Origin of the sequence: Kitasatospora sp. SC0581 (assembly GCF_048159585.1) — a bacterium.
Lineage (GTDB): Bacteria > Actinomycetota > Actinomycetes > Streptomycetales > Streptomycetaceae > Kitasatospora.
Window position 1 is genome coordinate 269,116 of the sequence record NZ_JBLRWA010000003.1, and the last position, 22,662, is coordinate 291,777.

The 22,662-nt window shown below is 75.2% G+C and carries 22 protein-coding genes; 6 read left to right on the forward strand and 16 right to left on the reverse strand.

Going from position 1 to position 22,662, the window contains the following annotated elements; genetic code table 11:
- Window positions 1–424 precede the first annotated feature (424 nt).
- From ACLWS4_RS07470 to mug, 3 genes are all read left to right on the forward strand, one after another.
- Window positions 425–1,504, forward strand: coding sequence for a M24 family metallopeptidase (locus ACLWS4_RS07470; protein WP_375876952.1), 1,080 nt, complete (start codon window positions 425–427; stop codon window positions 1,502–1,504).
- 169 nt (window positions 1,505–1,673) lie between these two features.
- Window positions 1,674–2,822: a phosphatase PAP2 family protein gene (locus tag ACLWS4_RS07475; protein WP_416873616.1), complete on the forward strand. Its 1,149-nt coding sequence runs from the start codon at window positions 1,674–1,676 to the stop codon at window positions 2,820–2,822.
- Between the two features lie 14 nt (window positions 2,823–2,836).
- Window positions 2,837–3,379, forward strand: coding sequence for a G/U mismatch-specific DNA glycosylase (gene mug, locus ACLWS4_RS07480; RefSeq protein WP_416873753.1), 543 nt, complete (start codon window positions 2,837–2,839; stop codon window positions 3,377–3,379).
- Here the strand turns inward: mug and ACLWS4_RS07485 are convergent.
- A complete protein-coding gene (locus ACLWS4_RS07485; RefSeq protein WP_416873617.1) occupies window positions 3,319–4,344 on the reverse strand; it encodes a LysR family transcriptional regulator in 1,026 nt (341 codons plus the stop codon). The genes mug and ACLWS4_RS07485 overlap by 61 nt on opposite strands.
- Before the next feature lie 149 nt (window positions 4,345–4,493).
- Between ACLWS4_RS07485 and ACLWS4_RS07490 the strand changes: the two genes are divergently transcribed.
- The gene (locus ACLWS4_RS07490) at window positions 4,494–5,498 is read left to right on the forward strand and encodes an NADP-dependent oxidoreductase (RefSeq protein ID WP_117488268.1); all 1,005 of its coding nucleotides are present in this window, start codon (window positions 4,494–4,496) and stop codon (window positions 5,496–5,498) included.
- A gap of 39 nt (window positions 5,499–5,537) precedes the next feature.
- Here the strand turns inward: ACLWS4_RS07490 and ACLWS4_RS07495 are convergent, their stop codons facing one another.
- Window positions 5,538–6,455 carry a sigma-70 family RNA polymerase sigma factor gene (locus ACLWS4_RS07495; protein ID WP_416873754.1) on the reverse strand — a complete coding sequence of 306 codons (918 nt, stop codon included), beginning with the start codon at window positions 6,453–6,455 and terminating at the stop codon, window positions 5,538–5,540.
- 89 nt (window positions 6,456–6,544) lie between these two features.
- On the opposite strand from ACLWS4_RS07495, the gene ACLWS4_RS07500 reads away from it, so the two are divergent.
- Window positions 6,545–7,240, forward strand: a complete 696-nt coding sequence (locus ACLWS4_RS07500; protein ID WP_416873618.1) for an FMN-dependent NADH-azoreductase — start codon at window positions 6,545–6,547, stop codon at window positions 7,238–7,240.
- Between the two features lie 30 nt (window positions 7,241–7,270).
- Here ACLWS4_RS07500 and ACLWS4_RS07505 read toward each other — a convergent pair whose 3' ends face one another.
- The 3 genes from ACLWS4_RS07505 to ACLWS4_RS07515 form a co-directional block, all read right to left on the reverse strand.
- Window positions 7,271–8,236, reverse strand: a complete 966-nt coding sequence (locus tag ACLWS4_RS07505; protein WP_416873619.1) for a M48 family metalloprotease — start codon at window positions 8,234–8,236, stop codon at window positions 7,271–7,273.
- A 3-nt stretch (window positions 8,237–8,239) separates the two neighbouring features.
- Complete coding sequence (locus tag ACLWS4_RS07510) at window positions 8,240–8,665, reverse strand: BlaI/MecI/CopY family transcriptional regulator (RefSeq protein WP_049656591.1); 426 nt, start codon at window positions 8,663–8,665, stop codon at window positions 8,240–8,242.
- A gap of 205 nt (window positions 8,666–8,870) precedes the next feature.
- Window positions 8,871–9,779, reverse strand: coding sequence for a DMT family transporter (locus tag ACLWS4_RS07515; protein WP_074003988.1), 909 nt, complete (start codon window positions 9,777–9,779; stop codon window positions 8,871–8,873).
- On the opposite strand from ACLWS4_RS07515, the gene ACLWS4_RS07520 reads away from it, so the two are divergent.
- The gene (locus tag ACLWS4_RS07520; protein ID WP_049656596.1) at window positions 9,778–11,232 is read left to right on the forward strand and encodes a PLP-dependent aminotransferase family protein; all 1,455 of its coding nucleotides are present in this window, start codon (window positions 9,778–9,780) and stop codon (window positions 11,230–11,232) included. The genes ACLWS4_RS07515 and ACLWS4_RS07520 overlap by 2 nt on opposite strands.
- Before the next feature lie 12 nt (window positions 11,233–11,244).
- On the opposite strand, the gene htpX is transcribed toward ACLWS4_RS07520, so the two are convergent.
- From htpX to ACLWS4_RS07575, 11 genes are all read right to left on the reverse strand, one after another.
- Window positions 11,245–12,108 (reverse strand): zinc metalloprotease HtpX, encoded by an 864-nt coding sequence (htpX, locus tag ACLWS4_RS07525; RefSeq protein ID WP_380776514.1) that lies wholly within the window; start codon window positions 12,106–12,108, stop codon window positions 11,245–11,247.
- Window positions 12,109–12,329: 221 nt separating this feature from the next.
- Complete coding sequence (locus ACLWS4_RS07530; protein WP_416873620.1) at window positions 12,330–13,874, reverse strand: NADH-quinone oxidoreductase subunit N; 1,545 nt, start codon at window positions 13,872–13,874, stop codon at window positions 12,330–12,332.
- A 56-nt stretch (window positions 13,875–13,930) separates the two neighbouring features.
- Window positions 13,931–15,487 carry a complex I subunit 4 family protein gene (locus ACLWS4_RS07535; RefSeq protein WP_049656601.1) on the reverse strand — a complete coding sequence of 519 codons (1,557 nt, stop codon included), beginning with the start codon at window positions 15,485–15,487 and terminating at the stop codon, window positions 13,931–13,933.
- Between the two features lie 53 nt (window positions 15,488–15,540).
- Window positions 15,541–17,610 carry an NADH-quinone oxidoreductase subunit L gene (locus ACLWS4_RS07540; protein ID WP_416873621.1) on the reverse strand — a complete coding sequence of 690 codons (2,070 nt, stop codon included), beginning with the start codon at window positions 17,608–17,610 and terminating at the stop codon, window positions 15,541–15,543.
- Window positions 17,607–17,999, reverse strand: a complete 393-nt coding sequence (gene nuoK / locus ACLWS4_RS07545) for an NADH-quinone oxidoreductase subunit NuoK (RefSeq protein ID WP_049660586.1) — start codon at window positions 17,997–17,999, stop codon at window positions 17,607–17,609. The genes ACLWS4_RS07540 and nuoK overlap by 4 nt, the downstream gene beginning before the upstream one ends.
- Window positions 17,999–18,727 carry an NADH-quinone oxidoreductase subunit J gene (locus ACLWS4_RS07550; RefSeq protein ID WP_074003993.1) on the reverse strand — a complete coding sequence of 243 codons (729 nt, stop codon included), beginning with the start codon at window positions 18,725–18,727 and terminating at the stop codon, window positions 17,999–18,001. The genes nuoK and ACLWS4_RS07550 overlap by 1 nt, the downstream gene beginning before the upstream one ends.
- On the reverse strand, window positions 18,724–19,281 hold the full coding sequence (locus tag ACLWS4_RS07555; protein ID WP_049660446.1) for a NuoI/complex I 23 kDa subunit family protein: 558 nt from the start codon (window positions 19,279–19,281) through the stop codon (window positions 18,724–18,726). Before ACLWS4_RS07555 ends, ACLWS4_RS07550 begins: the two co-directional genes overlap by 4 nt.
- Window positions 19,278–20,237 carry an NADH-quinone oxidoreductase subunit NuoH gene (nuoH, locus tag ACLWS4_RS07560; RefSeq protein ID WP_375876941.1) on the reverse strand — a complete coding sequence of 320 codons (960 nt, stop codon included), beginning with the start codon at window positions 20,235–20,237 and terminating at the stop codon, window positions 19,278–19,280. The genes ACLWS4_RS07555 and nuoH overlap by 4 nt, the downstream gene beginning before the upstream one ends.
- Window positions 20,234–21,277 carry an NADH-quinone oxidoreductase subunit C gene (locus tag ACLWS4_RS07565; RefSeq protein WP_416873622.1) on the reverse strand — a complete coding sequence of 348 codons (1,044 nt, stop codon included), beginning with the start codon at window positions 21,275–21,277 and terminating at the stop codon, window positions 20,234–20,236. Before ACLWS4_RS07565 ends, nuoH begins: the two co-directional genes overlap by 4 nt.
- The gene (locus tag ACLWS4_RS07570; protein WP_416873623.1) at window positions 21,274–22,002 is read right to left on the reverse strand and encodes an NADH-quinone oxidoreductase subunit B; all 729 of its coding nucleotides are present in this window, start codon (window positions 22,000–22,002) and stop codon (window positions 21,274–21,276) included. The genes ACLWS4_RS07565 and ACLWS4_RS07570 overlap by 4 nt, the downstream gene beginning before the upstream one ends.
- Window positions 21,993–22,409, reverse strand: a complete 417-nt coding sequence (locus ACLWS4_RS07575; RefSeq protein WP_049657666.1) for an NADH-quinone oxidoreductase subunit A — start codon at window positions 22,407–22,409, stop codon at window positions 21,993–21,995. Before ACLWS4_RS07575 ends, ACLWS4_RS07570 begins: the two co-directional genes overlap by 10 nt.
- Between the last annotated feature and the right edge of the window lie 253 nt (window positions 22,410–22,662).

Below are 22,662 nucleotides of genomic sequence, written 5' to 3' on the forward strand. Positions count from 1 at the left end.
CGCTCCCGGCCGGGGCCGTACGGAGGAGGACCGCATGCATGCGCCGGACAGACCCCCGCCGAACCGGACGGCCGCCGCCGCACCGGCCCTGGCGCTCCGCGGGCCGACCCGCATCCTGCTCGGCCTCGTCCCGGCGCTCGCGCTCCGGCTGTCGGCGGGAGCGATCGCACCGACCCCGCCGATCGCACCGGCAGGACCAACAGGACCGGCAGGACCGGCCTCCGCCGGGGGCCGCGGCGGCCCCGGCCGGGGAGCGCCGGACCCGCCGGCACCGCGCCGGCCCGCCGGGGCTCCCCCGAGGGCTTCACCAACTCCTCCCGGAAGTGATGGAGTTGACGCGACGGAGGCTCAGCAGAGCCCATCCGGCCCCAGAGGAGGAACCGCCGTGCCCCGCCCCTTCACCGTGCAGGACCACACCGACCGGATGACCCGTGCCACCGCCGAGGCGACCGCCGCCGGACTGGCCGGCCTGGTCGTCGCCCCCGGCCCCGACCTGGCCTACCTGTGCGGCTACTCGCCCACCGCGATCACCGAGCGGCTGACCGCCCTCGTACTCGCGGCCGGACGCGAACCCACCCTGGTGGTGCCCAAGTTGGAGCGTCCGGACGCCGAGAAGGCGGTCGGCGCCCCCGCCGTCCGGCTGCTCGACTGGTCCGACGGCGAGGACCCGTTCGCCACCGCGGGCCCGCTGCTCGACCCGGCCGGCCGGTACGGCGTCTCCGACAACACCTGGGCCCTGCACCTGCTCGGCTTCCAGGCCGCGCTGCCCGGCGTCTCCTTCACCTCGCTCACCGACAGCCTGCCGATGCTGCGCGCCGTCAAGGACACCGAGGAGCTGGAGCGGCTGGCCTCGGCCGGCGGCGCGGCGGACGCCGCCTACCGGGGCATCCTGGAGGTCCCCTTCGCCGGCCGCCGGGAGACCGACGTGGCCGCCGACCTCGGCGCGCTGCTCATCCAGTACGGGCACAGCCAGGTCGACTTCACCGTGGTCGGCTCCGGCCCGAACGGCGCCGACCCGCACCACGAGGCCGGTGAGCGGGTCATCCGTACGGGTGACACGGTGGTGCTGGACTTCGGCGGTCTCAAGGACGGCTACGGCTCCGACACCACCCGGACCGTGCACGTCGGCCCGGACGTCCCGGACGAGGTGCGGACGGTGCACGAGCTGGTCCGGCTGGCCCAGCAGACCGCCTTCGAGGCGGTCCGGCCCGGTGTCGGCTGCCAGGAGATCGACCGGATCGCCCGCCGGGTGATCACCGAGGGCGGGTACGGCGAGTACTTCATCCACCGCACCGGCCACGGCATCGGCACCACCACGCACGAACCTCCGTACCTGGTCGAGGGCGAGGAGCGGCCGCTGGTGCCCGGCATGTGCTTCTCCATCGAGCCCGGGATCTACCTGCCCGGCCGGTTCGGGGTGCGGATCGAGGACATCGTCACCGTCACCCCGGCCGGCGGCCGCCGCTTCAACAACACCCCGCACGAGCTGGGCATCGTGGCCTGAGGCCGCCGGACGGTGCCGGAAGGCGCCCGACGGTGTCCGCAGGTGCCCGAGGGCGCCTTCCGGTGCCTGACCGTGTGTCGAACCGGGTGACGACCGGGTCGGACGTTCTTACGATCCGGTCATATTTCACCCAGAGACCTCCAAGTTTGGGTTGCTAGTTTCAGTGCGCATGACCAAGACCCTCTCCCCGGCCCCGCACGACGTGCGGGCCGGGCAGCCGCGCCCGGTGCCTCCGCCCCGCCCCCGCGTGACGGGCTGGTCGAGACTCCGATGGCTGGCCTGGCCGCTCTACCTGACGTGCCTCCTCTGGTTCCTGCGCACCGAGGGCATCCCCGCCGCCAACGACGTGCTGTTCCTCTGGCTGATCGCCGCCCTGCTGACCGGCGCCGTGCACAGCGGGCACGGCCCCCGCGGCTTCCTCCTGGTCCTGCGCGACTGGGTCCCGGTGATGGCCGTGGTGTGGACGTACTCGCTGCTGCGCGGCTACGGCGCGCACACCCCGTGGGCCCCGCACTGGCTGCCGCAGCTGCGCTTCGACGAGGTGCTCGGCTTCGGCGAGACCTGGACCGTCCGGCTCCAGCGCGCCCTCTACACCGCCGGCTCGCCGCACTGGTACGACTACGCCGCGGTGGCCGTCTACCTCTCGCACTTCTTCGTCGTCTTCCTGCTGCTCGCGGTGCTCTGGCGGCGCGCCCACCAGCGCTTCCGCCAACTGCTCGCCGCCTACCTGACGCTCACCTTCGCGGGCTTCGCCACCTACCTCCTCTACCCGGCCGACCCGCCGTGGCTGGTCGCCCAGGAGGGCAACCTGCCGCACCTGTCCCGGGTGGTCTGGGAGGTGATCTCGGTGAGCGGGCTGCCGCAGGCCGACTCACTGCTGGAGAACGGCAGCCAGTTCGCCAACGACGTCGCCGCGATGCCCTCGCTGCACTCCGCCTACCCGGCGATGCTGCTGTTCTTCTTCTGGCCCACCGCCAAGCGCTGGCTGCGGGCGGTGCTGGTCGCCTACCCGCTCGCGATGACCTTCACCCTGGTGTACGGCGCGGAGCACTTCATCATCGACGTCTTCGTCGGCTGGGCGTACGCGGCCGCGGTGGTGTTCGGCCTGCGCCGGCTGCGCGACCGCCGGGCGGCCAGGGCCTCGGCCCGGCTCGCGGCCCCGGCCCCGGTCCGTACGGAGGCGACGGCCGAAGGCACGACCCAGGCCCAGGCCCCGGTCCGTACGGAGGCCACGGCCGAGGACGCGACCGAGGCCCCGGCCGAGGGCACGGCCCGGACGGAGGCCCCCGCCAAGGGCACGGCAGACTTGGCCGGGTGAATCCGAGCGCACCGATGAAGCCCACCGCCGAGCAGCTGCTGGCCGCCAAGGACAGCACCATCCCGGACGTCTCCGGGCCCGGGCTGCGGGTGCTGTTCTGCGGCATCAACCCGGGCCTGTGGTCCGGCGCCACCGGCCACCACTTCGCCCGCCCGGGCAACCGCTTCTGGCCCGCCCTGCACCGCTCCGGCTTCACCGGGCGCCAGTACCGCCCGGACGAGCAGCGGGAGTTGCTCGCGCTCGGGCTGGGCATCACCAACGTCGCCCCGCGCGCCACCGCCAAGGCGGACGAACTGACCACCGAGGAGCTGCGCGAGGGCGGCGCCGCGCTGCGCGAGCGGGTGCTGCGGCTGCGCCCGCGCGCCCTGGCCGTGCTCGGCATCGGCGCCTACCGGACGGCCTTCGGGCAGCGCCGGGCCCCGCTCGGGCGGCAGCCGGAGGGCATCGGCAACACCGAGGTGTGGGTGCTGCCGAACCCCAGCGGCCTCAACGCCCACTACACCCTGGACGGGCTGGCCGAGGAGTTCCGCAGGCTCCGGGAGGCCGTCGGGGGCTGAGCGGCCGCCGGGGCCGGGGCCTCTTCCGGAGCCCCGGCCGGTGCCGAAGGACGCGCCGCCCCCGCGGGCCGGGCCGCCACCAGCCCGGCGGGCAGCGGCAGTTCGCGCAGTTCCCGGATCAGCGCCCGGACGGCGGCCGTCCCGGCCAGCTCGGGCGTGGTGACGTACCCGACGGAGCGGCTGGGCGGCCGCGGCCCGAGGTCGGTGACGGCGAGGCCGGCCGGGGCGCCGAGCAGGGCGGTCCGGGGCATGATCGCCATGCCGAGGCCCTGGGCGACCAGCGAGACGGCCACCGTGTCGTCCTCCACGTCCACGGTCGCGGGCGGGATCCAGTCCTGCCGCTGCCACCAGTCCCGGGTGTACGAGCCGCAGTTCTCGTCCCAGTCGACCAGCGGGAGTTCGCGCGGCGCCGGGTGGCCCTGCGGGTGCGCGAGCGCGTACGACTCCTCGTACAGCCGCACCGCGACCAGGCCCGGGACGGGCGGCGGGCCGCCCGCGTCGAGCGTTGCCAGCCCGAGGTCGGCGCGCCCGTCGGCGACCTCCCCGGCGCTGCCCCGGCCGAGCTCCCGGACGATCCGGACGCGGGTGCCGAGCCCGGGGTGGCGCTCGGCGAGCCGGGCCAGGACGGGTGGCAGCAGGTGGGCGGCGGCGCTGCGGAAGGCGGCGATCCGCAGGGTGCCGGTCAGCGGCCCGTCCGCTCCCGCGCCGCGCACCTCGGGGCCCATCGCGTCCAGCAGCCGCAGGATCCGGCGGGCGTACGCCACCGCCCGCGCGCCGCCCTCGGTGGGGCGTGCGCCGTGGCGCCCGCGGTCGAAGAGCACCGTGCCCAGCTTCCGCTCACAGGCGCGGACGGCGTGCGAGACGGCGGACTGGGTCGTGCCCAGGCGTGCGGCGGCCGCCGTGAAGCTCCGCTCCTCCTCGACGGCGACCAGGGTCCGCAGCTCGTGCGGGGCGAGATCGGTCATGCGCCCGAATCTAATCCGCGGGCCCGCGATCCATCGATCCCGCTCATGGACCGGCCCGTTCCATCGACCGCCGCCCCTGCCCGGCCGCTCCCGCGCTTCCTACGGTGATCACGTCCCGCCGAGCCCCCCGCGCACCTGGAGCAGCCCCGATGTCCCGTCCCACCGCCCGCGCCGTCCACCTGGTCGCCCGCCCCGACGGCGCGCCGACCGCCGCGGACTTCGCCTTCGTCGACGAGACCGTCCCGGCCCTCGCGGCGGGCGAGGCCCTCGTCGAGAACCTCTACCAGTCCGTCGACCCGTACATGCGCGAGGAGATGGAGGAGGGCGGCTGGGCGCTGCACGCCCCGCTGGAGGGGCGCACCCTCGGCCGGGTGGTGGAGTCCCGGGCCGACGCCCTGCCGGTCGGGGCGCTGGTCCAGCACCGCCAGGCCTGGCGCACCCTCTCGGTGGTCACCGCCGAACGGGCGAGCCTGCTCCCCGACCTCGCCGGCGTCCCGCTCAGCGCCCACCTGTCGGTGCTCGGCGGCACCGGCCTGTCCGCCTGGGTCGCGCTGACCAGGATCGCCCGGCTCCAGCCCGGCGAGACGCTCTTCGTCTCGGCGGCCGCGGGCGGCGTCGGCACCGCCGCCGGACAGCTCGCCCGCCTGCTCGGCGCCGGACGGATCGTCGGCAGCACCGGCTCCGCCGCCAAGGCCGCCCGCCTCACCGAGCGGCTCGGCTTCGACGCCGCCTTCGACTATCACGACGGCCCGATCGCGGACCGGCTGCGCGAGGCCGCGCCCGAGGGGCTGCACGTCTACCTGGACAACGTCGGCGGCGACCACCTGGAGGCCGCCATCGGCGCCCTGCGCGAGCGCGGCCGGATCGCCTGGTGCGGCGCGGTCGCCCAGTACAACCGGCTCGGGAACCCGCCGGCCGCGCCGCGCAACCTGTTCGACGTGGTCGGGAAGAGCCTGCGGCTGGAGGGCTTCCTGGTCCGCGACCACCTCGACGCCCGGCCGGAGCTGTACGACTTCCTCGTCCCGCACCTGCGCTCGGGCGCCGTCGTCCCGGACGAGACGGTCGTGGACGGCTTCGACCGGGTGGTGGACGCCTTCCTCGGCATGCTGCGCGGCGAGAACACCGGCAAGATGCTGGTCCGGATCGCCGACTGACCACCCCGTGCCCCGCCGCGGCGCCCACCCCGGCGGCAGTCACCCGGGCCACGGCAGCACGGCCAGGTCGAGCGCGGCGAGCCGGGCCGGGTCGGCCACCACCTCGTAGCCGGCCACCCGGCCGTCCGCGACCGCCATCCGCAGCACCAGCCGCAGCCGCCCGTCCGGGGCGATCAGGATCCCGGGCACCCCGTCCACCAGGGCCACCGCGCCGTACCGGGCCCGGCGGCCGAAGACCGTGGTCTCCCGGGCGACGGCCTGCGCGCCCCGGGCCACCAGGGCGCGGCCCGGTGGCAGCGCCGCCGGATCGGCCCGGCGCACCACGTCCGGCGCCAGGACGGCCAGCAGGTCGGCCAGGTCCCCGCCCCGGGCGGCGGCCAGGAAGGCCTCCACCACCCGCCGGTGCCCGGCCAGCGGCTCCGGGGGCAGCGCGGCCGTCCCGCGGACCCGCTGCCGGGCCCGGCTGGCCAGCTTCTTCGCGGCCACCGGGGTCCGCCCGACGATCGGCGCGATCTGGTCGAAGGGCACCGCGAAGCCGTCGTGCAGCACGAAGGCGACCCGCTCGGCCGGGCCCAGCCGGTCCAGCACCACGAGCAGCGCCCGGCCCACCGACTCGACCAGCAGCGCCTCCCGCTCCGGCTCCGGGCCGCCGCCCGCCGCCTCCGGCAGCGCCTCGTCGGTCGGCTCCTCGCGGCGCGCGGCACGGGCCCGCAGCAGGTCCAGGCAGATCCGGGAGACCACCGTGGTCAGCCAGCCGGGCAGGTTGTCGATCTCCGCCGGACCGGTGCGGACCAGCCGCAGCCAGGCCTCCTGCACGGCGTCCTCGGCCTCGCCGGTCGAGCCGAGCATCCGCTGGGCGATCGCCCGCAGCCGGCCGCGCTCGGCCTCGAAGCGCTCCTCCGGCGCCTCGGCCCGCCGCCCCGGGGCCGCCGCCGCCCCGGCCGCCGCTCCCGACATCGCGTCCCGGTCCATCGGTCACCTTTCCTCGGCGCGGCCCGTCACCGCTATGACGATCCGTCCTCCTCCGAGGTGACCGGGAGACCACCATGACCTCCACCACGCTGCTCCACCTGGACTCCAGCATCAGCCCGTCCGGCTCGGTAAGCCGCGCCCTGACCGCCCGCTTCGCCGACGCCTGGCACGCCCGGCACGGCACCGCCGGCCGGGACCGGTACCGGTACCGCGACCTCGCCGCCGACCCGGTGCCCCCGGTGCGCGCCGCCTACGACGCCCTCGGCCGCCGCACCGAGCGCAAGGGGACACTCCCGCTGGACGACATCGGCCGCCTCGCCGAAGGGCCGGACGAGGCGCACGAGTGGACGCTCAGCCGCCCGCTGATCGAGGAGCTGCGGGCCGCCGGCACCCTGCTGGTCGGCAGCCCGATGTACAACTACACCGTCTCGGCCGGCCTCAAGGCGTGGATCGACCGGGTCACCTTCCCCGGCGTCCACCACGACCCGGAGACCGGCGAGCCGCTGCTGCGCGACACCCGCGTGGCGGTCGTCGCCGTCCGCGGCGGCGGCTACGCGCCGGGCACCCCGCGCGCCCACTGCGACTTCCAGGTCCCGTACCTGCGGGCCTACTTCGACCGGATCGGGGTCGCGCCGGAGCACCTGCACGTGGTCACCGCCGAGCTCACCAGGGCCGCGGACGTCCCGGCGCTGAACGCCCTCCAGCCGCTCGCCGCCGAGTCGCTGGCGGCGGCCGAGGCCGCCCTCGACGAGCTGGCCGCGACGCTCTGAGCCGCCCTGACAGGCCTGGCCGGGCGGCCGCTACAGCGGGGTGACGGCCTTGAGCACCACCAGCAGGGCCACGGCGGCGTTGAGCGCGCACAGCGCCGACACCGCCGTGCCGATCGCCGCGACCATCGCCGCCAGGCCCGCCGGGGTCTTGGCCGGCGGCCAGTTGCGGGAGGTCGGCACCGGGCCGAGCAGCGCGGCGACCCGGCGCGGCACCGGGCCGGCCGAGGCCGCCGCCGCGGCCGGGGTGGCGAAGGCCGCGAAGCCGGGGGCCGGGGCGGCGTGCGAGACCAGCGCCGCCCGGGCCACCGCCCGCGCGGTGATCCGGCGGTCCCCCACGGCCTGCGCCGACTCCTCGTCCGCCCACCGCTCCGCGCTGAACGCCACCGCGTGCTGCAGCGGCCGCAGGAATGGGTTGACGCAGGCGGCGAGCTGGGTGGTCAGCAGGTACCGGTGGTGCCGGTGGCGCAGGTGCGCCCGCTCGTGCGCGAGCAGCGCCTCGCGCTCGTCGGCGGCCAGGCCGGCCAGCATCCCGGTGGAGACCACCACCCGGCCGGGCGAGCCGGGCAGCGCGTAGGCGTACGGGCTGTGGTCCGGCAGCACCGCGAGGTCGCCGGACTCCCCCGGCCCGGCGGGCAGCCCGCTCAGCGCCCGGCGGGCCCGGTTCCGCACCCGCAGGTGCCGGACGACCGTCCGGGCGCAGGCCAGGACCACCAGGGCCAGCAGCCACATCGCGGCCGTGCCGACCGTCTCGTGGTACGGCAGCGCGGCCCGCACCTCCGGGTCGGACCAGCTGTCCGGCAGCGGGTTGCCGGGGATCTGCGCGGTGCCGACCACGCCGATCAGTCCGAGGCAGAGCACGCTGCACACCGCCATCACCGCGCTGATCACGGTCATCAGCCGGGCCGCGCCGCGCGGATGCAGGTGCTGCTCGGTCAGGCGCGCGATCGGGACCGCGGTGAGCGGCAGGACGAGCGGGAGGAAGACGAAGAAGCCCACGGGTCAGCTCTCACGGTCGGGCGCCGCCGGATCGGCGGACGCGGCGTCCAGCAGCGCCCGCAGCAGTTCCTCGTCGTGCGGCAGCAGCGCGCTGACGAAGCTGGCCAGGACCGCGTCCCGGTCGGCCTCCCCGTCGAGCATCCGGCGCATCCGCAGCGCGGCCAGCCCGGCGGCGTCCGCGGAGGCCTGCCACAGGTAGGAACGGCCGGCGCGGGTCCGGGTCACGGCGTTCTTGGCGTGCAGCCGGGACAGGATGGTCATCACGGTGGTGTACGCCAGGTCGCCCTCCAGGCGTTCCTGGACCCACCCCGCGGCGGCCGGGCCGGGCGCCTGCTGGAGCACCGCGAGCACCTGCGCCTCCAGCTCGCCCTGGCCTCGTCGTCGGGGCGGCGCGTCCCCGGCCGTCGGGGCGTGCCTCTGGTCTGCCATGACGGCCCACTCCCTCCGGATGCCGCGCCCGGACCGGCGGGCGCGGGTTCATCCTAACGAGCGCGGGGCCGCGCCGATCCGGTCGGAGCGAGGGTTCGGGGGCGTACGGCGCCGCTCCGCTCCGGGGCCGGTGCCGCCCGCCTGGTCAGCTCCAGGGCCGGTGCCGCCCGCCTGGTCAGCTCCGGGGCCGGTGCCGTCCGCCCGGTCAGCTCCGGGCCCGCTGGGTCACCGCGATGCAGACCAGCACCACCACCGCGGTGACCGGCGCCGCGGCCGGCAGGTGCTCGCCGAGCAGCAGCACCGACCAGACCAGCGTCAGCAGCGGCTGCGCGAGCTGGAGCTGGCTGGCCCTCGGCACCCCGATCGCGGCCATGCCCCGGTACCAGAGCACGAGCCCGCCGAGCTGCGAGACCGCCGCCGTGTACGCCAGCCCGGCCAGCGCCTTCGCCCCGAGCCGGACCGGCTCGGCGCCCAGCCCGAGCACGGCGGTCAGCAGCGTCGCGGGCAGCGCGACCAGCACCGCCCAGGCGATCACCTGCCCGCCCGGCAGGTCCCGGGAGAGCCGCCCGCCCTCGGCGTACCCGGCGGCGCAGAGCAGCACCGCCACGAAGAGGTAGAGGTCGGCGGCGGTCGGCCGGCCGTGGCTCTGGACCAGGGTGAAGGCGAGCACCGCCGCGGCCCCGGCGAGCGCCGCCGCCCAGAACGCCCCGGACGGCCGGCGGCCGGTGCGCAGCGCCGAGACCACCGCCGTGGCCAGCGGCAGCACGCCGATGACCACCGCCGAGTGGGCGGTCGAGGAGGTGCGCAGGGCGAGCGTGGTGAGCAGCGGGAAGCCGAGGACGCAGCCGGCCGAGACCACCAGCAGCCCGGGCCACTGCCCCCGCCGCGGCGGCCGGGCGCGGACGGCCAGCAGGTAGAGCGCGGCCAGCACAGCGGCCAGGACGCCGCGCAGACCGGTCGCGGTCCACGGGCCGAAGCCGGTCAGGGCCCACGCGGTGGCGGGGAAGGTGAGCGAGAAGGAGGCCACCCCGAGGGCCGCGAGGGCGGTGCCGGAAGCGGGGGCCGGTCGAGGTGCTATCGCCTTCGGGCGGATAGCGCTATCTTGTGCCGTCATGAACGAGCGTAGCAGCGTGACCGAACTCGCCGACATCCTGCGGCGGGAAGTGGAGCGCTACCCGGAGGGGCGGAAACTGCCCGCCAGCCGGGCGCTGGTGGAACGCCACCAGGTCAGCCCGGTGACGGTCTCCCGGGCCATCGCGGTGCTCGTCGCCGAGGGGCTCGTGGTCTCCCGGCCGGGCGCCGGGGTGTTCCGGGCGGCCGCCTTCGCCGCTGCCCCGGCCGTCCCCGCCCCGCCGGCCGGCCGGACCGGCGACCTCTCCTGGCAGGAGATCGCGCTCAGCGCCGACTCCGGCCCGCGCGACCTGCTCGCCGCCCCGGTGTTCGACACCCTCCGGGTGCCCGCGCCCGACGTCATCGACCTCAACAGCGGCTACCCGCACGCCTCGCTGCTGCCCGAACGGCTGCTCGCCGCCGTCCTCGCCCGGGCCGGCCGGCGGCCGGGCGCCTGGGACCGCCCGCCCACCGACGGGCTGACCGAACTGCGCGGCTGGTTCGCCCGCGACATCGGCGGCCACGGCGGGCCGATCGGCGCCGGGGACGTCCTGATCACCGCCGGCGGGCAGAGCGGGCTGACCGTCGCCATGCGGGCGCTCGCCGCGCCCGGCTCGCCGGTGCTGGTGGAGTCGCCGACGTACTCGGGCATCCTGGCGGTCGTCCGGGCGGCCGGGCTGCGGCCCGTCCCGGTGCCGGTCGACGCCGACGGCGTGCGCACCGACCTGCTGGCGGAGGCCTTCGCGGCCACCCGGGCACGGGTCTTCCTCTGCCAGCCGCTGTTCCAGAACCCCACCGGCGCGGTGCTGTCGCCCGTACGGCGGGAGGAGGTGCTGCGGATCTCCCGGGCGGCCGGGGCCTTCGTGGTCGAGGACGACTTCGCCCGGCTGCTGGTCCACGCGGACGCCCCCGCGCTGCCGCGCCCGCTCGCCGCCGACGACCGGGACGGGGTCGTGGTGCACCTGCGCTCGCTGACCAAGGCGGCCTCCCCCAACCTGCGGGTCGGCGCCCTCACCGCGCGCGGCCCGGCACTGGCCCGGCTGCGGGCCACCCAGGTGGTGGACAGCTTCTTCGTGCCCCGGCCGCTCCAGGAGGCCACCCTGGAACTGGTCTCCGACCCCGCCTGGGCCCGCCACCTGCGCACCCTCGGCGCCGAACTGCGCGACCGCCGCACCGCCGCCGTCGCCGCCCTGCACCGCGAGCTGCCCGGCGTCGTCGGCACCCACCGCCCCGGCGGGTACCACCTGTGGCTGCGCTTCCCCGACGGCGTCGACGACACCACCCTCGCCAGGGCCGCCCTGCGCGCCGGCGTCCAGCTCTCCCCCGGCCGCCCGTACCACCCCGCCGAGCCCCCGGCCCCCCACCTCCGGCTCAGCTACGCCGCCGCCGAGAGCTCCGCCCAGGTCGCCGAGGGCGTCCACCGGCTGCGGCTCGCGTACGAGGAGCTCGCGGACTGACGCCCCGGGGCCCTAGACCTGCCCGCCCGCCATCCGCTCCAGGCGGGCGATCCGCTCGGCCATCGGCGGGTGGGTGGAGAAGAGCCGCGCACCGGCCTCGCCGGGCCGGAACGGGCTGGCGATCATCATGTGGCTCGCGGTCTGGAGCTGCGGCTCGGGCGGCAGGGGCAGCTGACGGGTGCCCGCGTCGAGCTTGCGCAGGGCGTTGGCGAGGGCGAGCGGGTCGCCGGTGATCCGGGCCCCGTCGGCGTCGGCCTGGTACTCGCGGGAACGGCTGACCGCCATCTGGATCAGCCCGGCCGCGAGCGGGCCGAGGATCATGATGGCGAGCATCCCGAACAGCCCCGGGCCGTCGTCGTCGTCGCTGCGCCCGAACGGCACCAGCCAGGCGAAGTTCACCAGGAACATCACCACCGAGGCGAGCGCCCCGGCCACCGAGGAGATCAGGATGTCCCGGTTGTAGACGTGGCTCAGCTCGTGCCCGAGCACGCCCCGCAGCTCGCGTTCGTCCAGGATCCCCAGGATGCCCTCGGTGCAGCAGACCGCCGCGTTGCGCGGGTTGCGGCCGGTGGCGAAGGCGTTCGGGGCCGGGGTCGGGGAGATGTAGAGGCGGGGCATCGGCTGGCGGGCGGAGGTGGAGAGCTCGCGGACGATCCGGTACAGCCCGGGTGCCTCGAACTCGCTGACCGGCCGGGCCCGCATGGCCCGCAGCGCGAGCTTGTCGCTGTTCCAGTAGGCGTAGGCGTTGGTCCCGAGGGCGACCAGCAGGGCGATCACGAAGCCGGTGCGGCCGAAGAGGCCGCCGATCACCAGGATCAGCGCGGAGAGGCCTCCGAGCAGGACGGCGGTCCTCAGTCCGTTGTGCCGGCTGTGCACGTCAGGCCCTCCAATGGTGCGGTGGGGAAGCCCTTTCTGCCTCGTCCCTCTTGCCCGGTCAACGGGTGGGGCCGGGGACCTTGTTCCCTTGTGACCGACGTGACACCGCCGGGCCGCACCCCCGGTACCACCGCACCGTCACCGGGCCGTCACGGCGGAGCGGCCCGGCCTCACCCCCGGATCGGCCCGACCCGGGCCCGGAACCACGGCCCGGCCCGGGCTCAGAACAGCGAGCCGCCCGCCACCTGGAGGACCAGCTGCGGCGCCACCGAGAGCACCACGGCGGCGGAGGCGGTGAGCCCGAGCGTCGCGGTGAGGCTCACCGGCAGGCGGTGCCCGGCGGCGGCCCCGTCGAGGGGCGCGTCGCCCGCCGGGGCGAACAGCCGGGCCGTCCAGAGCAGGTAGTAGTACAGGGCGACGACCACGTTGACGGCCATCACCACGGCGAGCCAGCCCAGCCCGGCGTCGACCGCCGCGCGGAACACCACGACCTTGCCGAACAGGCCGACCACGCCCGGCGGCAGCCCGGCCAGGCAGAGCAGGAAGAAGGCGAGCGCCAGCGCCGTCCAGCGGTTGCGGGCGAACAGGCCGCGGAAGTCGTCCACGCTGGTCCCGGCCCGGCGGCCGACGGCGGCGACCACCCCGAAGGCGCCGAGGTTCACCACGCCGTAGATCAGCGCGTACGCGGCGGTGGCGCCGAGCGGGTCGACGCCGGTGGGCGCGTAGCCGGCCGCGGCGAGCGGCACCAGCAGGTACCCGGCCTGGCCGACCGAGGACCAGGCGAGCAGCCGCACCGCGCTGTACCGGGTGTCGAAGCGCTGCCGCAGCGCGCCGACGTTGCCGACGGTCATGGTGACGGCGGCCAGCACCGCGAGCACCAGGCCCCAGGTGTGGGCGTACGGGCGGAAGGCGACGGTGGTGGCGAGCGCGAGCCCGGACAGGCCGGCCGCCTTGCCGACCACCGAGAGGTAGCCGGCCACCGGCAGCGGGGCGCCGGTGTAGGTGTCGGGCACCCAGAAGTGGAACGGGACGGCGGCGACCTTGAAGGCGAAGCCGACCAGGGTCAGCACCGCGCCCGCCTCGGCCAGCGGCCTGAGCTGTCCGGGGGCGTGCTCCAGGCCCTGGGCGACGGCGCCGAGGTGCAGGCTGCCGCTCGCCGCGTAGACGAAGCCGACGCCGAGCAGCATCACGGCGGTCGCGGTCACCGAGGAGACGAAGAACTTGAACGCGGCCTCGGCGCCCCGGCCGTCCCGGCGCAGCGCGACCAGGGCGAAGGCGGGCAGCGAGGCGACCTCCAGGGCGATCACCATGGTGGCGAGGTCCCGGGAGGCGGGCAGCAGGGCGGCGCCGGTGGCGCTGGAGAGCAGCAGGAACCAGTACTCGCCGCGCGGCAGCTTCTCGTCCTCCACGGTGTGCGTCGACAGCAGCGCCGCGATCAGCGCGCCGCCGAGGGCGAGCAGCTGGAACACCAGGGCGAAGTGGTCGGCGACGTACGAGCAGCCGCCGCTGTCGGACCCCCCTGCTACGTTCTGCACGCAGAAGGTGGCGCGGGGTGACGATCCGGTGAGGGGAAGGAGCGCGATGAGGGCGAGAGCGAGTCCGGCCGCGGTGAGCCGGCCGAGCCACTTCTTGTGCCGCTCGGGCAGGAACAGGTCCGTGAGCAGCACCGCGAGGGCGGCCACGGCGGCGATCAGCGGGGGCGCGATCGCCACCCAGTCCACGGACTGGATCAGGCTGCCCGGGTTGGCTACGGCGAGGGAGGTCACAGTGTGCTGCCCCGTGGAGTGAGGTCCGAGTGCGGCGGTCTGGGCTGCGAGCACGGTCAGCCACCCCCGAGGAGGTGCTTGACGGCGGGGTCGGAGAGGCCGAGCAGCAGCGCGGGCCAGAGTCCGGCGAGCAGGGTGAGCGCTGCCAGCGGCGTCCAGCTGACGGCCTCGTACGGGCGCAGGTCGGCGAGCTCGGCCACCGGGGCGGGCTGCTCGGGGTCGCCCATGCAGACGCGCTTGACCACGATCAGGAGGTACGCGGCGGTGAGGAGGGTGCCGAGGCCGGCCAGGACCATGTAGGTGACGAACGCGGGGCGCGACAGGCCGGCGGCCGGGTCGAACGCGCCGAACATGGCGAGCAGCTCGCCCCAGAAGCCGGCCAGGCCGGGCAGCCCGAGGCTGGCGACGGCGGCGAAGGCGAGCAGTACGCCGAGCCGCGGGGCCCGGCCGTACAGGGCGGCGCCGGTGGTGCCGGCCAGGGTGTCGAGGTCGGCCGTGCCGTAGCGGTCCTTGAGCGCGCCGACGACGAAGAACAGCAGGCCGGTGATCAGGCCGTGGGCGATATTGGCGAACAGCGCGCCGTTGACGCCCACCGGGGTGAGGGAGGCGATGCCGAGCAGCACGAAGCCCATGTGGCCGACGGAGGAGTACGCGATCAGGCGCTTGAGGTCGCCCTTGGCGCCGGGGCGGGCCAGCGCCAGGCAGGCCAGTGAGCCGTAGACGATGCCGACGGCCGCGAAGGCTCCCAGATAGGGGGCCAGGGTGGCGGCGCCGTCCGGCACGACCGGGAGGAGGACGCGGACCAGGCCGTAGGTGCCCATCTTCAGCAGCACGCCGGCGAGCAGCACCGAGCCCACCGTCGGGGCGGCGGTGTGCGCGTCGGGGAGCCAGCTGTGCAGCGGCCAGGCGGGGGCCTTGACCGCGAGCCCGACCAGGATCGCCAGCGCGGCGATCACCTGGGTGGTGTGGCTCAGGCCGCTGCCGTGCGCGGCGGCCAGGGCCTGCATGTCGAAGGTGCCGGCCTTGCTGCCGATCAGCAGGAAGCCGAGCAGCATCACGGCCGAGCCGAGCAGCGTGTAGAGGATGAAGCGGTTGGCGGACGGCACCTTCGCGCCGCTCCCCCAGCGGGCGATCAGGAAGTACATCGGGATCAGCACGATCTCGAAGGCCAGGAAGAAGAGCAGGAGGTCCAGGACCGCGAAGGTGGCGAGCATGCCGACCTCGAGCAGGAGGAACAGCCCGACGAAGGCCTGCGCCGAGGGTACCGTCTCCCCGTCCGGCAGCCGCTTCTCCGAGTACAGCGCGCAGAGGAAGGTGAGCAGCGCGGTCAGCACGACCAGCGGCAGCGAGACGCCGTCCACGCCGAGGTGGAGGCGCACGTGCAGGGCCGGGATCCAGGACACGTCGGTGGTGGCCTGCATCCGGGCGGGTTCGTCGTGGTCGAAGCCGGCCGCGAGGGCGACGGCGAGCAGGAGCACCGCGCCGGTGACGACGGTGTTCAGCCGCAGGGCCCGCCGGTCGGCCACGGCCCGGTCCGGCCCGAACACCGGCGCCAGGGTGAGTGCGGCACCGAGCAGCGGCAGCAGCAGGAGGGCGATGAGGACTGCGTTCATCGGGGGCTCCCAGCAGCGGTCGAGGTGGCGGAGGTCGAGGACAGCAGCACCGGCTACACCGCCACCAGGACGGCCAGCAGGACGACGCCGGCCAGCAGGGCGCTGAGGTACGTCTGCGCGTTGCCGGTCTGCGCGAGCCGGACGGCCCGGCCGAGCAGGTTGGCGCCCGCTCCGCTGCCGCGCACGTAGGTCTCGACGACCTCGCGGTCGAGGAAGCGGACCAGCTTCGCGGCGGCGCCCACCGGGCGGACGAACAGCGCGTGGTAGAGCCGGTCGACGCCGAAGCCGTGCCGGGCCGGGCCGAACAGCGGGCCCAGCAGGGTGCGCCCGGGGTCGGCGACGATCACCTCGGCGGCCGGGGCTCCGCCCTGCTCGGGCACCCTCCCCCAGCCTCCGGCCGGGGCCGGGCGGCCGGTGCCCAGCCGGGCGGTCGCCGAGCGCCAGGCACCGTACGCGGCGATCACGCCGACCGCGGCGAGCCCGGTCCCGGTGACGGCGGTGACCGCGGAGGGCCGCAGCGAGCCGCCGTCCAGGAGCGCGGGCAGCCAGTCCGAGCGCAGGCCGACGATGCCGAAGCCCATGGTCGGCACGGCCAGCACCCAGAGCGGCCAGCGCATCGCGGGCGGCTCGGCGGTGGCCGGGTCGGCCTCGTCGAGTTCGGGCGAGTACGGCGCGCCGGCCTCGTGATCGGCCGGTGCCGGTACCGGGGCCTGGACCCGGGCCTTGGCGGCCGCGGCCGTCGGCACGGCGGCCCCGGCCGGGCTGTGGAACGCCAGCAGGAAGAGCCTGGTCGCGTACGCGGCGGTGAGCAGCGCGGTGAGCCCGGCGGAGATCAGCACGATCCACCCGGCCGTCTGCGGCACCGCCGAGGCCGGGCCGAGCCCGTTGGTCAGCGCCTCGCCGTTGGCGGCGTGCTCGGCGGCGGTCAGCACCGCCTCCTTGCTGAAGAAGCCGGAGAACGGCGGCAGCCCGACCAGGGCGACGAGCGCGATGCCCGTCGTCCAGTAGGCGTCCGGCACCCGCTTGCGCAGCCCGGGCATGCGGGACATCGCGGAAATCGAGTTGGTGTGCGCGGCGTGGATCACCACACCGGCGGCCAGGAACAGCAGCGCCTTGAATGCGCCGTGGCTGACCAGGTGGAAGACCGAGGCCTCGCGGTCCCCGCTGGCCAGCGCGCCGGCCATGTAGCCGAGCTGGCCGACGGTGGAGTAGGCGAGCACCCGTTTGAGGTCGTCCTGGGCGAGCGCGCAGAGCGCCGAGCCGATCATCGTCACGGCGGCCATCACCGCGAGCACGACCAGCGCCGCGCCCGACAGCAGGAACACCGGCAGCAGCCGGGCGACCAGGTAGATGCCGGCCGCGACCATGGTGGCGGCGTGGATCAGCGCGGACACCGGGGTCGGGCCGGCCATCGCGTCCGGGAGCCAGGTGTGCAGCGGGAACTGGGCGCTCTTGCCGGCCACGCCGGCGAGCAGCAGCAGCGCGGTCAGCGTCGGGTGCCCGAGCCGGCCCTCCGTCGCGGCCGCCAGCACGTCCGGGACGCGGAAGCTGCCGGCGTCCGCGCCGAGCAGGAAGATCCCGAACAGGAACGGCACGTCACCGAGCTTGGTGACCAGGAAGGCCTTCAGCGAGGCCGAGCGGGCGTCCGCGGTCTCCCAGTGGTGGCCGATCAGGAAGTACGAGCACAGGCCCATGACCTCCCAGCCGACCAGCAGCACGATCAGGTCGCCCGAGTAGACCACCAGGAACATCGCCGCGGTGAACAGCGAGACCAGCGCCGCGTACGAGGGGTAGCGCGGGTCCTCCTTGAGGTACGCGGTCGAGTAGACCTGGACGCAGGTGGCGACCAGGCCGACCAGCACGGAGATCAGCGAGCTGAAGCCGTCCAGGTGGAGGCCGAGCGTGATGTCCGGGCCGCCGGTCGGGGTGAGCCGGGTGCCGGCGTCCAGGGTCCGGCCGGTGCCGAGCTGGAGGGCGACCACCAGGGCGAGCACGGCCGCGACGGCGACCGGGACGATCGCCAGCGGCCGGGCCAGCCCGGGCGCCTTCCGGCCGACGGCCAGGGTCGCGGCGGCGCCGAGCGCGGGCAGCGCGGGGACGAGTACGGGCAGGGCGAGGTTCATGCGGCGGCCTGGCCCTTCAGTGCCTCGGCTCCGGTCGGCGTCCCGGCGCCGACCGGCGTCTCCTCGACGGCGAGCGCCTCGCCCGGGTCGCCGAGCGCGGTGGCCCGGTCGATGTCCGCGGTGCCCCGGGCCCGGAACAGCAGCAGGACGATGGCGAGCCCCAGCCCGACCTCGGCGGCGGCGACGGTGATGGTGAACAGGGTGAGCGCCTGCCCGGCGTGCAGCGAGTCCCGCAGCCACGCGTCGAAGGCGACCAGGTTGAGGTTGACGGCGTTGAGCATCAGCTCGACGGACATCAGCACCAGGACGGCGTTGCGCCGGGCGAGCACGCCGTACACGCCGACGCTGAACAGCAGCGCGGCGAGGACGGCGGGGTAGGCGAGGTGCATCAGCTCTCCTCCGACGCGGACGGCGCGGACGGCGCGGACGGAGCAGCGGGAGCGGCCGTAGTCGTCGCGTTCACGTTCGCGGCCGCGTTCGCGGCGACCGTCCCGTTGGACCCGACCGGCCGCCCGGCGCGCAGCCTGCCCGCCCGGGGCGGCGGCACCCGCCGCCCCGAGCCGCGCGACAGCACGATCGCGCCGACCAGCGCCGCCAGCAGCAGCACGGACAGCGCCTCGAAGGGCAGCACCCAGTGCCGGAACAGGCTGGCCCCGGTGACGGCGGCCGAGCCGCCGCCCTGGCCGAGGTCGATCCAGGAGGTCCGGAAGGCGTCGACCACCAGCGTGACCAGCGTCCCGGCCGCGGCCAGCGCCACGACCAGGGCCACCCAGCGGTTCTTGGAGTCGGCGTCCGGCGAGCGCCCGATCGGCGCCTTGGTGAGCATCAGCCCGAACAGCACCAGGACGACCACCGAGCCGAGGTAGATCAGCACCTGCACCCAGGCGATGAACTCGGCCGTGAGCAGCAGGAACTCCACCGCCAGCCCGCCGAGCGCGACCACCAGCCAGAGCGCGGCGTGCACCAGCTGCCGGGTGGTCACCGAGACCACGGCCGAGCCGAGCACGGCGATCCCGACCAGCAGGAAGACGATCTCCTGCCCGGTCGGGGACAGGAACGAACGGGCGGCCGGCTCCAGGGAGCCGGTCGCCGCGAGAAGCGTGGTGGCACCGGTCACGCGTCGTCACCCTTCTCCTCGAGGGCCGCCGCGGCGGCGGCCGCCAGCTTGTCCGCGGCCTTGCGCGCGGTGGCCATCTCCTTGGGCTCCTCGGCCGCCGGGTCCAGCGCCGGCGGCGCGGGGACGGTCCACATCCACTCGCGGAGCTTCTCCCGCTCGTGGGTCAGCTCGTGGATGTCGGTCTCCGCGTACTCGAACTCCGGCGACCAGAACAGCGCGTCGAAGGGGCAGACCTCGATGCAGATCCCGCAGTACATGCAGAGCGAGAAGTCGATGGCGAACCGGTCCAGCACGTTGCGGGTGCGGGCCCGGGCGTTCGGCTCGGCGGCCGGCAGCGTCTCCTTGTGGGAGTCGATGTAGATGCACCAGTCCGGGCACTCGCGCGCGCAGAGCATGCAGACCGTGCAGTTCTCCTCCAGCAGCGCGATGACGCCGCGCGAACGCGGCGGCAGCACCGGCTGCACGTCGGGGTACTGCGCGGTGACGCTCTTCCTCGTCATCGTCCGCAGCGTCACGGCCAGGCCCTTGGCGAGCCCGATACCGGGGAAACTCATGAGATCGCCACCTTGATGATGCCGGTGAGGGCCAGCTGGACCAGCGCGAGCGGGATCAGCACCGTCCACGCGAAACGCATCAGCTGGTCCTCGCGCAGACGCGGGTAGGTGACCCGCAGCCAGATGACCACGAAGGCCAGCGCGAAGGTCTTGAGGAGCATCCAGAGCCAGCCGAGCTGGTCCGGCAGCGGTCCGTGCCAGCCGCCCAGGAAGAGCACCGCGGTCAGTGCGGACACCACCAGGATGCCCACGTACTCGGACAGCAGGAACAGGGCGAACCGCAGGCCGGTGTACTCGGTGTACGCGCCGAAGATGATCTCCGAGTCGGCGATCGGCATGTCGAACGGCGGGCGCTGGAGTTCGGCCAGACCGGCCGTGAAGAAGACGAACGCCCCGATCAGCTGCCAGGGCAGCCAGTACCACTCCCAGGCGTCCACGATCCCGGGCAGCGACAGCGTGCCGGCGGCCATCGCCACCGAGGCCGCCGCCAGCACCAGCGGCAGCTCGTACGACATCAGCTGCGCGGCCGTGCGCAGGCCGCCGAGCAGCGAGAACTTGTTCGCCGAGGCCCAGCCGGCCATCAGCTTGCCGATCACGCCGACGCCCATCACGGCGAGCACGAAGAACAGCCCGGCGTCGATCGCCTGGCCGACGAAGCCGTCCGGGCCGACCGGGATCGCCAGCAGCACGAAGAGGTACGGCAGCAGCGAGACGGCGGGCGCCAGCTGGAAGACCCGGCGGTCCGCCCCGGCCGGGACGATGTCCTCCTTCTGCGCGAACTTCACGCCGTCCGCGACGAGCTGCGCCCAGCCGTGGAAGCCGCCCGCGTACATCGGGCCGAGCCGGCCCTGCATGTGCGCCATGACCTTGTGCTCGGTCTGGCCGATGACCAGCGGGAGGACCAGGAAGACGACGAGGGTGGCGACGCAGCGCAGCACCGTGTCGAGCAGGTTCACGCGCCTTCTCCGTCCTGGTCGGCCGGTCCGGCCGAGGTCTCGTCCTTCTGCTCGACCGGCTTGCCCAACTTGCCGGGCTCGCCCGGCTTCTCGCCCGACGGCTTCTCCTCGTGGGCGGGCACCGGGTTGTGCCAGGGCGCGTCGGAGGACCGGGGCGCGTCGGAAGGCCGGGGCCGTACGGGAGCCGCGGGCTCGGCCGTCGGCTCGGCGGCCGGTTCGGCGGGAGCCTCGGCGGCCGTCTGACTGGCCGACCCCTCGGACACCGACCGGGTCCGTCGCGGCCGGTCCGCCCGCACCGGCGGGGCGCCCTCGGCCGGAGCGGCCGCGGGAGCCTCGGCGCCCGCGGCAGCCGCACCGGCGCCAGCGCCGGCCGCACCAGCGGCACCCGCACCAGCGCTCGCAGCCGCCCGGGGCGTCCGCGCCGCCGCCCCCGCCGCCCGCGCACCGCGCGCGGGCCGCTCGGCGACCGGCGGCAGGGTGCCCTTGAGCGGCCCCCACTCGTTCGGGTCCGGCACGCCGGCCGGCTGCATCTTGCGCCGGGCCGGCCCGCCGCCGTGGTCGGACTCGCCGGGCTCCTTGGCGCCCGGCCAGTCCTTGGCGACCCGGGCCGCGAGCACGAACTCCTTGCGCAGCGGGTTCCCCTCGAAGCCGTCCGGCAGCAGCAGGGTGGCCAGGTGGGGGTGCCCGGGGAAGTCGATGCCGAACATCTCGTGGGTCTCGCGCTCGTGCCAGGCGGCACCGGCGTACACCGGGACGGCGGTCGGCAGCGCGGCCCGGTCGCGCGGCACCCGGGTGCGCAGCGCGAGGTGCCGGACGCCGGGCGCCTCGACGGCGGCCAGGTGGGCGACCACGGAGAAGCCCTCGGCGAGCTCGTCGACGGCGCTCAGCCAGTCGAAGAAGCCCAGGCCCAGGACGTCCCGGGCGTTGGTGAGCGCCTCGGTCCAGTGCTCGGCGGGGACGTCGACGGTGACCAGCCCGTACGCCTCGGCGCCGGTCGCCCACTCCCCGACCGACGCCGCGTACTGCTCGGCGGATGTCACGAGACCCCTCCCTCGGTCGAAGCGCCGGCCGCGGAACCGGCCGCGGTCCCGGGTGCGGAGCCTGTCGCGAAGCCGCTCGCGGTACCGGCCGCAGAAGCCCCCGAAGGCCCGGCCACCAGCGGTCGGCGCAGCGCCGCCGCGGGCGCGGGCACGGTGTAGCGGTCCGGCAGTGACTCGGCGGCGATCTTCTCCTGGAGCTTGAGGATGCCCTGGAGCAGCGCCTCCGGCCGCGGCGGGCAGCCGGGCACGTAGACGTCCACCGGGATGATCTGGTCCACGCCCTTGGTGACCGAGTAGGAGTCCCAGTAGGGGCCGCCGGAGTTGGAGCAGGCGCCGAAGGAGATGACGTACTTCGGCTCGGGCATCTGCTCGTAGAGCCGCTTGACGGCGGGCGCCATCTTGTCGGTGACCGTCCCGGAGACGATCATCAGATCAGCCTGACGGGGTCCGGGCGCGAACGGGATGACACCCATCCGGATGAAGTCGTGTTTGGCCATGGAGGCGGCGATGAACTCGATCGCGCAGCAGGCCAGCCCGAAGTTGAAGCACCAGAGGCTGTAGCGGCGCCCCCAGTTGAGCACCACCTTGACCGGGTCCGGTGCGAGCCGGGCCAGCGGGCCGAGGCCGCGGCGCTCGACGGCGCCGGGGCGCGCGGGGTCCGGCAGGCCGAGCGGGACGGGACCGCCCTGTGCGCCGCCGTGCGAGTGGGAGTGCGTCACGTCCATTCCAGAACGCCCTTCTTCCAGGCGTAGAGCAGCCCGACCGCGAGGAAGCCGATGAACAGGAACATCTCGATCAGCGTCCCGGCGCCGTACCCGGCGGTGGCGAAGACGGTCGCCCAGGGGAACAGGTAGATCGCGTCCACCGCGAAGATCACGTACAGGAAGGCGTACACGTAGTAGCGGATCTGGGTGTGCGCCCAGTCCTCGCCCACCGGGTCCACCCCGCACTCGTAGGCGAGGAGTTTCTCGGGCGAGTACACCACGGGCCGCAGCAGCCGGTTGGCGGTGAACGCCACGGCGACGAAGAGCACCCCGACGACGGCCATCAGGCCCATCGCGGCGTACGCGTCGAAGTAGCCGCTGCCGACCGCCGGGTCGGCCGCGACGGCAGCCGCGTGCTTCCCCTCCATGCCTTCGCCTCCACCTCGGCCGTGAACCCGCCCTCAAGACAGTTCTACGACGTTTGCTCTCACCGGCCCAACCATGGCCAAAGCGTGAGTCTAAGGGGACCGCTCCGCTCCGCCCGAACCCTGCCCGCTCCGCAAGACGGCCGGTGGACACCCGGGCGGGCGTCCGGTGACCGGGCGCGGGGGTGGGGTTAACCCCCGGCCGGGAAGATGTATCACCCCCATGGCCCCCACCGCTCCCGGTTCGGGAAGCTTG